The sequence below is a fragment of the Rhodococcus sp. R1101 genome (assembly GCF_000278445.1).
GTDB lineage: Bacteria > Actinomycetota > Actinomycetes > Mycobacteriales > Mycobacteriaceae > Rhodococcus > Rhodococcus gordoniae.
Genome location: NZ_AJVB01000086.1, coordinates 1 through 11,452 on the forward strand (window position 1 = coordinate 1; position 11,452 = coordinate 11,452).

Annotated in this window: 1 protein-coding gene; it reads left to right on the plus strand. The window is 72.7% G+C overall.

Annotated features, from left to right (window positions below; all coding sequences use genetic code 11):
* Window positions 1–11,452: non-ribosomal peptide synthetase (locus R1101_RS0108530; protein WP_016933020.1), on the plus strand; the 11,452-nt coding region annotated here is incomplete at both ends.

Below are 11,452 nucleotides of genomic sequence, written 5' to 3' on the forward strand. Positions count from 1 at the left end.
ACCCCGCCTTCGACGGCGCAGTGCTCGAATACGTCCTGGCGCTCACCGCCGGCGGCACGCTGGTGGTGGCGCCCGCCGACCTGTTCGGTGGCGACGAACTGGTGGAACTGCTTCGCGCCGAAGGCATCACCCACTGGTTCTCGACGCCCTCGGTGCCCACCCAGCTCGACCCCGCCGCACTCGACGCTCTCCGCACGATCGCGATCGGTGGCGAGGCGTGGCCGGTCGAGACCGCCGAACGCTGGGCACCCGGCCGCACCCTGCTCAACGTCTACGGACCCACCGAGACGACGGTGCTCGCCACCTCGAGCGAACCCTTCGCACCGGGCGACCGGCTCACCATCGGTACCGGCCTCGTCGGCGTCACCGCCGTGGTGCTCGGCGAACGCCTGCGGCCCGTTCCCGAAGGGGTGACGGGCGAGCTGTATCTCGGGGGGCAGGGCGTGGCCCGCGGGTACCTCGACGCCCCCGCGCTCACCGCCGACCGGTTCGTCGCGAACCCGTTCGGCGCCGGGCGCCTCTACCGCACAGGCGATCTCGTCCGCTGGACGGGACACGACGACGACCGCGCCCTCGAATTCGTAGGCCGCAGCGACCACCAGGTCAAGATCCGCGGTTTCCGCATCGAACTCGGCGAGATCGACGCGACCCTGCAGAACCACCCGGGCATCGGCACCGCCGTGACCGTGGTGCGCGGCGACACCCTCGCCACCTACGTGCACAGCCGCAACGGCCGCCTCGACCCGCACGAGATCCGCGAGTGGGCCGCCGAGCGTCTGCCCCGGCACATGGTGCCCGCGACCGTCACCGTGCTCGACGCGCTGCCGCTCACCAGCACCGGCAAGATCGACCGCGCGGCCCTGCCCGAGCCGGTGCTCGCCGCGACTCGCACCGACGGATATCGCAGCGTCACCGAAGAACTCGTCGCCGGTGTCGTCGCCGACCTGCTCGATCTGCCGAACGTCGCCGGATCCGACGACTTCTTCGCTGTCGGTGGCAACTCGCTGCTCGCGACCCAGCTCGCGGCGCGTCTGCGGGGCGTCGCCGGTCGCCGGGTGGGTGTGCGCGACATCTTCGAGCACCCCACCGTCACCGAACTCGCGAACCTGCTCGCCGAGGAACCCGCGGGCGAGCACCTGCCGCTCGTGCACGTCGACGACGACAGCGACGCACCGCTCGCCCCCGCGCAGCAGCGCATGTGGCTGCTCAACCGGTTCGACGTGGCCGACCGCGCCGACGGCGGCGATCACATCGCCTTCGCGCTCGACCTCGACGTCGACACCGATCTCGACGCGGTGCGCGCGGCCGCCGCCACGGTGGTCGCACGCCACGACTCGCTGCGCACGGTCTTCCCCGACAGCCCGTCCGGCCCGCGCCGGCACGTGCTGCCGACGGTGACACTCGACCTCGAGCCCGTCGACGCCGGCACCGCCCTCGATGCGGAACTGGCCGAATTCGCCCGTGTGCGTTTCGATCTCACCGTCGATCCGCCGATCCGCATCCGCCTGTACCGGACGGACTCCGGTTACGTGCTCGCCGTGGTGATCGACCACATCGCCGCCGACGGCCTGTCGCTGCTGCCGCTCGGTCGCGACGCCGTCGCCGCCTATCGCGCCCACCGCGACGGGGAATCGTCGGACCTGCCGGCTCCGTCGGTCACCTACCGCGACTACGCGCGCTGGCACCGGGCCGTGCTCGGCGACGAGAACGACCCCGACAGTCTCGCGGCCCGGCAGCTCGCCTTCTGGAAACAGACCCTCGACGACGCGCCGCCGCTGCTCGCGCTGCCCACCGACCGTCCCCGCACCGCAGCGGCGACGGGAACCGCGGGTCGCGCGAGCTTCACGATCCCCGCCGAACTGCACGCCGCGATCGACAAACTCGCCCGCGCCCACGACGTCACGCCGTTCATGGTGTTGCACGCCGCGCTCGCGACGCTGCTCTCGGCGCTCGCCGCCACCGACGACGTCACCGTCGGCACCCCGGTCTCCGGACGCAGCGACGCCGCGGTCGACGACGTGGTGGGCATGTTCGTCGGCACCGTGCCGCTGCGCCTGCGGGTGCATCCGCGCCGCACCTTCGCCGACCTGCTCGCCGATACCCGCCGCGCCGACCTCGACGCCTTCGCCCACGCCGACGTGCCGTTCGACCGCATCGTCGACGCGGTGGGGGCCGGCACCGACGCCCATCATCCGTTGTTCCAGGTCATCCTGGCGTACGAGTCGTTCTCACTCGACGAGTTCACGCTGCCCGGCAGTTCCACGACGATCCGCGAGATCCCGGTGGGCACCGCTCGCGTCGACCTGGAGATGACCGTCCGGGAACGTCGTTCGGAGACCGGTGTACCGGCCGGCTTGGACACGATCCTGACGTACTCGGACGAACTTTTGGATTCGCACACGATTGTGCAGTGGCAGTCGTGGTTTGTGCGTATCCTCGACTCTGTTACCGCCGATCCGGCAGTGCCGGTCGGCGGTATCGAGTTGTGCGGCGCCGACTTCACCCCCGTCGGCGCCGCGCAGCAACTTCCGGCCGAGTCGCTGCCCGAGCTGGTCGCGCAACGCGTGGCCGACGATCCCGAGGCCGTCGCCGTGGTGGGGAACGGGTACTCCCTCAGCTACGGCGCCCTGTGGTCGCGCTCGGGCGCGCTCGCCACACTCCTTCGTGAACACGGCGTCACCGCCGAGGACGTCGTCGCGGTCGCACTGCCGCGCACCCCCGAACTGGTCGTCGCGATCCTCGCCGTCTCCCGCGTCGGCGGCATCTACCTGCCCGTCGACGTCACGCATCCCGCCACGCGCCTGCAGGCCCTGCTCGACGACGCGCAACCCACCCTGGTGGTCACCGACAGCGACCTCGCCGACATCCGGGTTCCCGCAGTGCGACTCGACGATCCGCAGGTGGCCGCCCGCCTCGACGACGGTGCCCTCTTCGATTTCCCGCTCGTCGCGGATCTCGGCGCCTACATCGTCTACACCTCGGGATCCACCGGCACCCCCAAGGGCGTGCAGGTGACGCACCGCAACGTGCTGTCGCTGCTCGCCGCGACCGTCGGCGAATTCGGGTTGCGCGCCGACGACGTGTGGACGCTGTTCCATTCGCCGGCCTTCGATTTCTCCGTGTGGGAGATGTGGGCGCCGCTGGGCACCGGTGCCCGCGTCGTCGTGGTCGACCACCTCACGGTGCGCGACCCGGCCGCCTTCGTCGACGTGCTCACCCGCCACCGCGTGACGGTGCTCAACCAGACCCCCACGGCGTTCTACCAGCTCGCCGCCACCGACGCGCCGCTCGACGACCTGCGGCTGCTGATCTTCGGCGGCGAAGCCCTCGACCCCGCGCGCGTACGCCCGTGGGCCGAGCGCCACCCGCACGTGCGGGCGGTCAACATGTTCGGCATCACCGAGACCACTGTGCACGTCACCTTCGGCGATGCCACCGCGACCGGCATCGGCGCGCCGCTGCCCGGTCTCGCCGTGGACGTGCTCGACTCGTCGCTGCGACCCGCACTTCCCGGCGCGATCGGCGAATTGTACGTGCGCGGAGATCAACTCGCGTGCGGCTACCGCGCACACCCCGGCCGGACCGCGACGCGGTTCGTCGCCGCCCCGGGTGGCGCCCGCCGCTACCGCACCGGCGACCTCGGACGCCGCGACAGCAGCGGTGCCCTGCACTATCTGGGGCGCGCCGACCAGCAGATCGAACTGCGTGGCTACCGCATCGAACCCGGCGAGATCGAAGCCGCCCTGCTGCGCAGCGAGGGTGTGCGTCAGGCGGTGGTGCTGCTGCGCGACGACCGGCTCGTCGCCTATCTCGTCGGCGGCGACGCTCCCGCCGTCCTGCGCGACCTGCGCCGCAGCCTGCCCGACTATCTCGTGCCGTCGGCCGCCGTGGTCCTCGACGCGCTGCCGCTCACCGCCAACGGCAAACTCGACCGCGCCGCGCTGCCCACCCCCGACATCACCGCCGGTGGGGGAGCGGCACCGCACGGGCCGGTCGAGGAGCTCGTCGCGGACCTGTGCGCCGAACTGCTCGGCATCGCCCCCGGCACCCTCGGCGCCGACGACGACTTCTTCCACCTCGGTGGCAACTCGCTGCTCGCCACGCGTCTCGCGGGCCGCCTGTCGGATGTGCTGGACACCGATGTCACCGTGAGAGACATCTTCGAGAACCGGACCATTGCGGCCTTGACCTCATATATAACCACTGGACGCGATACGCCCACTCGCCGTGTGCCTCTCGTCGCCGACCCGGACGTCCCGGCTCCGCTGTCGGCGGCGCAGCAACGCCTGTGGTTCATCAACCGCCTCGACCCGCAATCCCCGAGCTACAACCTGCCGTTCGCGGTGCGGCTCGAGGGGAACCTCGACATCGGCGCTCTCGCCGACGCCATGGGCGACGTGCTCGAACGGCACCGCACGCTGCGCACCGTCTACCCCGCCGCCGACGAGTACACCGTGCTGCCCGCGGCACGCCCCGATCTCGAGCCGGTGGCCGTGCCCGAAGACGCCCTCGACGAGTTCGTCCGCGATTACGCCACCACCGGTTTCGATCTCACCGTCGAACCCCCGGCCCGCCTGCGGCTGTACCGGACGGCACCCGACCGGCACGTGCTGCTCGTCGTCCTGCACCACATCGCGGCCGACGGCTGGTCGCTCACGCCGCTGCTGCGCGACATCGCCGTCGCCTACGAAGCCCGCCTCACCGGCGCGGCCCCCGAGCTACCGACACTGCCCGTGCAGTACACCGACTACGCGCGCCGGCAGCGCAGCATCGCCGACGAACAGATCCCGTACTGGCTGGACGAACTCGCCGGCCTGCCCGACGAGGTGACCCTGCCCGGCGACCGGCCGCGACCCGCACAACCCACCGGACACGGTGCCGCCCACACCGTCTCGCTCGACGCCGATCTCGTCCGCGGTCTGCACGCACTGGCCCGTGAGGGTCGCGCGACGGTGTTCATGGTGCTCCACGCCGCACTCGCGGCGCTGCTCGCGCGGCACGGTGCCGGTCGCGACATCCCGATCGGCACCGCCGTCTCCGGTCGCGGCGACCCGCAGCTCGACGACGTCGTCGGTATGTTTGCCGGCACCCTCGTGCTGCGCACCGACGTCGATCCCGGCGTCAACTTCGCCGAGCTGCTCGCGCAGGTGCACCGCCGCGACCTCGCGGCCTACACGAACCCCGACGCGCCGTTCGAGACGCTCGTCGAGAAGCTGCAGCCCGCCCGCAGCGAAGCGCGGCACCCGCTGTTCCAGGTGGCGCTGTCGCAGGCGCGGCCCGTCGCCTCGACCTTCGCGCTGCCCGGCCTGACCGTCACGGCCGAGCCGGTCGACACCGAACACGTCAACGTCGACGTGCAGGTCACCGTCACCGAGCAGCAGGACGGCATCGACCTCGAATTCTTCTACAGCACAGACCTGTACGACGCCGACACCGTCGCCGCCTACGCCGATCGTCTGCGCGCGATCCTCAGCGCGGCCGTCGCGGATCCGGATGTGCGGGTCGGGGAGATCGACCTGCACGGCGACACTGCTCTGCCCGCCGTGGGTGCCACACCGGGTGCGCCGCGGTCGCTGCGGCAGTGGCTGGCGCAGGGTGCGGCCGCCGGTGGCGAGGAACTCGCGATCGTCGACGGCGACCGCGAACTGTCGTATCCCGAACTGCTCCACTACTCCGACGCTCTCGCTGCACGCCTGCAACTCGCCGGTGTGCGTCCGGGCGATCCGGTGGCGTGCGCCTACCCGCGCTCGCTCGAATCGGTGCTCGCCGTGTGGGCCATCATCGGCGCCGGTGCCGCACCGATGCTCGTCGACCCCACCGCCCCCACCGCGCGCCTGGCCGAGATGCTCGCCGATGTGCGCGTGGGAGTCGGTGAAGCACCGGCACTTCCGGCGAACGTACGGTGGCTCGAGGTGACCTCCGACGACGAGCATCCGCTCGCCGACGTCGTCGACCCCGCACCCGACGCCCCCGCCTACTTCGTCTTCACCTCCGGCACCGCCGGAAATCCCAAGGCCGTCACCGTCACCCAGCGCGCCGCGAGCGCGTTCGCCGAGGACATCGGCGAATACATCGCGGCCGTCCCGGGCGATCGCGTACTGCACGTCGCGGCACCGTCGTTCGACGCCGCGATGCTCGAGATGCTCACCGCCGGCATCTCCGGCGCGACGCTCGTGGTGGCCGGCGCCGACGGCTACGGCGGCGCCGCCCTCGGTGATCTGCTCGACAGCGCCGCCATCACCCACGCGATGATGACGCCCTCCACCCTCGCCACCGTGCCGGTGCGCGACCTGCCCGCCCTGCGCACCCTCGTGCTCGGCGGCGACCGCCTGACCCACGAGATCGTCGACCGCTGGGGCGGCGAGCGCACTCTGATCAACAGCTACGGCCCGGCCGAGGCCACGATGTTCGTCACCAACTCGCAGCCCCTGCGTCCCGGCGACGACATCGTCATCGGCACTCCCGTCCGCGGCGTCACCGTCGAGGTGCTCGACGAGCGGCTGCGTCCCGTGCCCGCCGGGGTGGTCGGCGAACTGTACGTCTCGGGACCGCGACTCGCGTCGGGTTACCGCGACGCCGCCGCACGCACGGCAGCACGGTTCGTCGCCGGACCCGACGGCCGCCGCTACCGCACCGGCGACCTCGTGCGCTGGACCCGCGCCGGTGCGCTCGAGTTCGTGGGCCGCAGCGACAACCAGATCAAGCTGCGCGGCGTGCGCATCGAACCCGGCGAGATCGACACCGCCCTCGCCGCACTCGACGGCGTCGAGCGGGCGGTGACCCGCGTGCGCGGCGGTCGCCTCGTCTCGTACGTCACCGGCGGGAACCTCGACGGCTCCGACCTGCGGGCGCAGCTGCGCAGCGTCCTGCCCGCACACCTCGTGCCCACCGCGATCGTGCCGCTCGCCGCGATCCCGCTCACCTCCCACGGCAAGGTCGACGCCGCCGCGCTGCCCGAACCCGTCGCCGGTGACGGCAGCGAACCGCGCACGGAGACCGAGGCACTCGTCGCCCGGATCATCGGCGACGTCCTCGGCGACGGTGCGACGGTGGGACGCACCGACGACTTCTTCGCCGTCGGCGGCAACTCGCTGCTCGCCACCGTCCTCGTCGGACGCCTGCGCGACGAGACCGGCACCGAGGTGCCGCTGCGCACCGTCTTCGCGAACCCCACCGTCGACGCACTCGCGGCCGCCCTCGACGCCGGTGGTTTCGACACCGGTGCCGGGCCCGTCGCGGTCTCGCCACGCCCGGCACGGATCCCGCTCGGCCGCGCGCAGCGCCGCCTGTGGGGTCTGAGTTCCCTTGCCCCCGATGCATACCGGTTGCGCAGCGAGGTGAACCTGAGCGGACCGCTCGACCTCGGTGCCCTGCAGGCCGCGCTCGGCGACATCGCGCTGCGGCACGAGATCCTGCGCACCGACTACATCGTCGACGGCGCCGGGGTGTACCAGCAGATCCACGAGGCGCCGCGCAGCGACCGGTGGCGCGTGCGACTCGAACGCACCGGCCCCGACCGGCACGTGCTGCACCTCGACGTCGACCATTCGATCGCCGACGGCACGTCGCTGCGACCGTTGCTGCGCGACCTCACCATCGCCTACCTCGCCCGGGTGAACGGCACGGCCCCGCAGTGGGAGCCGCTGCCGCTGCAGTACGCCGACTACGCCCTGTGGGAAGCCGAACGCGGCACCCCCGAACGCGACCTCGAGCACTGGCGCCGCGCCCTCGACGGACTGACCGTCACCGAACTGCCCGCCGACGCCCCCGGAACCGACACCGGGGCGCGCAGCGTCGACTTCACCGTGCCCGCCGAGGTGCGCGACGCGCTCGCCGAACTCGCCCGAACGCACGGCGCCACCGAGTTCATGGTGCTGCACGCCGCGCTGTCCGTGCTGCTCGCGCGACTCGGCGGCAGCGACGACATCGCCGTCGCCGCCGTGGTGGGCGGACGCCGCTGGGCGCAGCTCGAAGAGCTCGTCGGACCGTTCCTCGACACGCTCGTGCTGCGCGCCCGCGTGGCCCCCGACATGTCGTTCACCGGGTTGCTCGGCCAGGTCCGCGATTTCGACGTCGCCGCCTTCGACCACGTGACCGTGCCCTACGAGCAGCTGCTGTCGGAGCGGCAGAGCGGTGCACCGCAGGTCGCGCTGGCATTGCAGGACTTCGGTACCGGCCCGATCACCCTCGGGGAGCTCACCGTCGAGGCCCGCGAAATACTCGACGACACACCGAAGTTCGACCTGCAGTTCACCCTCGCCCCGCGCCCCGGCGGCTACACCGGCACGCTCGTGTTCGACGCCGCCCGCTTCACCGGCCGCACCGCCGAACTGCTCGCCACCCGATTCGTCGCGCTCCTCGAGGCCGTGGCCGGCGCACCCGGCCGCACCATCGGTGAAGTGGCGGTCGACACCCCGGCGCCCGCCCTCGACGGCGGCGAACCCGCCCCGGCACGCACGCTCGCCGAGATGCTGCGTGCCACCGCCGCCGCACATCCCGATCGCGAGGCCCTGCGCGGCGACGGCGAATCGCTCACCTACCGCGAACTCGACGAGCAGTCCGACACCCTCGCCGCCCAGTTGCGGGCCGAGGGCGCGCGGGACGGCCGGATCGTGCGCATCGACGCCCCGCGCAGCGTCGACTACATCCGCACCCTGTGGGCCATCACCAAGACCGGTGCGGCCTTCACGCATTCGCGGCAGGCGGGGGAGACGTGCCTGCCCGGCACCGCCTACGTCGTGTCCACCTCCGGCTCCACCGGCACCCCGAAGCGGGTCGCGGTGACGCACCGCGGACTCGCCCCGCTCGCCGCCGAAGCGGCGGAGCGCTACCGGGTGGAGCCCGGCGACCGCGTGCTGCACGGCTATTCACCCGAGTTCGACGCGGCACTGCTCGAACTGCTGCTCGCCCACACCACCGGCGCGACCCTCGTCGTCGCACCCCCGGACGTGTATGCGGGCCAGGACCTGCACCGCTACCTCGCCGAGCAGCGCATCACCCACTACCTGTCGACCCCCACCGTGCTCGGCACCCTCGACCCCGAGGGTCTGCCCGACCTGAAGGTCGTCGCCTCCGGAGGTGAATCGCTGTCGCCGTCGCTCGCGGCACGCTGGGCCGACGGCCGCGTGATGCTCGACGCGTACGGGCCGACCGAGGCCACGATCGTCGCGACCCTCGTCGACATCGAACCCGGCACCCGTCCGAGCATCGGTAAGCCCGTGCCCGGCACCGTCGCCCACGTGCTCGACGCGCGACTGCGTCCCGTCCCGGCCGGCGCCGTCGGCGAGCTGTACCTCGCCGGTGACGGCCTCGCCGCCGGTTACCTCGACGACCCGGCCCGCACCGCCGAACGCTTCGTCGCCGCCCCCGGCGGTGCACGCATGTACCGCACGGGCGACCGCGTCCACCGTCGCGTCGACGACACCCTCGGCTATCTCGGCCGCACCGACCGCCAGCTCAAGGTGCGCGGCGTGCGCATCGAACCCGGCGAACTCGAGGCGACGCTGCTCGCCCAGCCCGGCATCCGGCAGGCCGCGGTGGTCGCGGTGGCGGGCACGCTCGTCGCCTTTGCGGCCGGCCCGGACCTGTCGGCCGACGACATCACCGCGCGCGTCGCGCTCGTCGTGCCGCCGCACCGCATGCCCACCCGCGTGCACGTGCTCGACCAGCTGCCCCTCACGCCCAACGGCAAACTCGACGTCGCCGCCCTCGAACTGCACGACGCCGCCGCACTCGACGACGATGCCGCCCTCGACCGGCCCCTCACCGACGCCGAGGACCTCGTGGTCACCGTCGCCGAGGACGTGCTCGGTGCCCGTCCGGCCGCGCACCGCGGGTTCTTCACCGCCGGCGGCGACTCGCTCTCGGCCGTCGTCTTCGCCGCGCGGCTGAGCGAGGCGTTCGGCACCGACGTGCCGGTGCGCGAGGTGCTGGCCGCCCCCACCCTCGCTGCGCTCGCCGCCCGCATCGAATCCGGCGACGACCACCGCATCGCGCTGCGCCGCTACGACGACGACACCCCGCCGCCCATCGCCCCCGCGCAGCGCCGCCTCGGCATCGTCGCGCGCGCCGAGACCGGCACCGCCGGCTATCTCGTGCCGGTCGTGCTGTCGCTGACCGGCGACCTCGACGTCGACGCCCTCGCCGCCGCGGTGAGCGACGTCGTCGACCGGCACCGCGTGCTGCGCACCGCCTTCATCGGCGACGTGCAGGTGCCCGTCGACCCGCCGGTGCTCGAATACTCCGCGCCGGACGATGTCGCCGCGGCCGTGACCGCCACGATCACGACCCCCTTCGACATCACCGCGCAGGCGCCGCTGCGGATCCGGTTGTTCGACGCCGAACCCGGCCGACGGGTGCTCGCCGCCGCCGTGCACCACATCGCGTTCGACGGCGCGTCCGTCGCACCGCTGCTCACCGATCTCGCCGTCGCCTACGCCGCGCGTCGCGGGGGAGCGGCACCGGTCTTCGAGCCGCTGCCCGTCACCTACGGCGACTACGCCCGCTGGCAGCACGAACTGCTCGGCGACGCCACCGATCCGAGCTCGCTCGCGGCCCGCCAACTCGGCTACTGGACAACCACACTCGCCGGCCTGCCCGACAGCCCGCTGCCGCTGCCCGCCGACCGGCCGCGCCCCGCGCAGCCGAGCCACCGTGGCGCGCAGATCGTCTCGACCCTCGACGCCGAGACCCATCGTCGCCTGCGGGAGGTGGCGCGCAGCCACGACGTGACGGTGTTCATGCTCGTCCACGCCGTCTTCGCCGCGATGCTCGCGCGTCGCAGCGGACGTACCGACATCGCCGTCGGCACAGCGATCGCGGGTCGCACGGATGCGCGCCTCGACCGGCTCGTCGGCATGTTCGTCGGCACCGTGGTGCTGCGCACCGCCGTCGACCCGTCCCGCCCGTTCACCGAACTGCTGCGCGAGGTGCGGGCCACCGATCTCGGGGCGCTCGCGCACGCCGACGTGCCGTTCGACGAGGTCGTCGCCCGGCTCGCGCCGCGTCGCGATCCGTCGTACAGCCCGCTCTTCCAGGTGCTGCTCACGCACCGCGTCGAGGTCGGGGAGACGCTGCCGCAGTTGCCGGACGTGCAGGTCGCCGACACCGATGCCGGGGAACCGGCCGCGCAGTTCGATGTGGTCGTCGAACTCGTCGAACGCGAGGCCGGACCGGACCTGCGCTTCGTCTACGCGACGGATCTGTTCGACGCCACCACCGGTGACGCGATGCTCACCGACCTCGTCGCGATGCTCGCCGCCGCGCTCGCCGAACCCGAGCGTGCCGTCGGCGATCTCGCCGTGCCGGTGCCCGCGCCGCTGTCGGCGCCCGCCGTCGAGCCGCGCACCCTGCCCGAGATCCTCGCGACCAGCGTCGACCGGCATCGCGGACGCATCGCGGTGAGTTCCGGCACCGTCGCGTGGACCTACGGCGGACTCGACGCCCGCGCCGA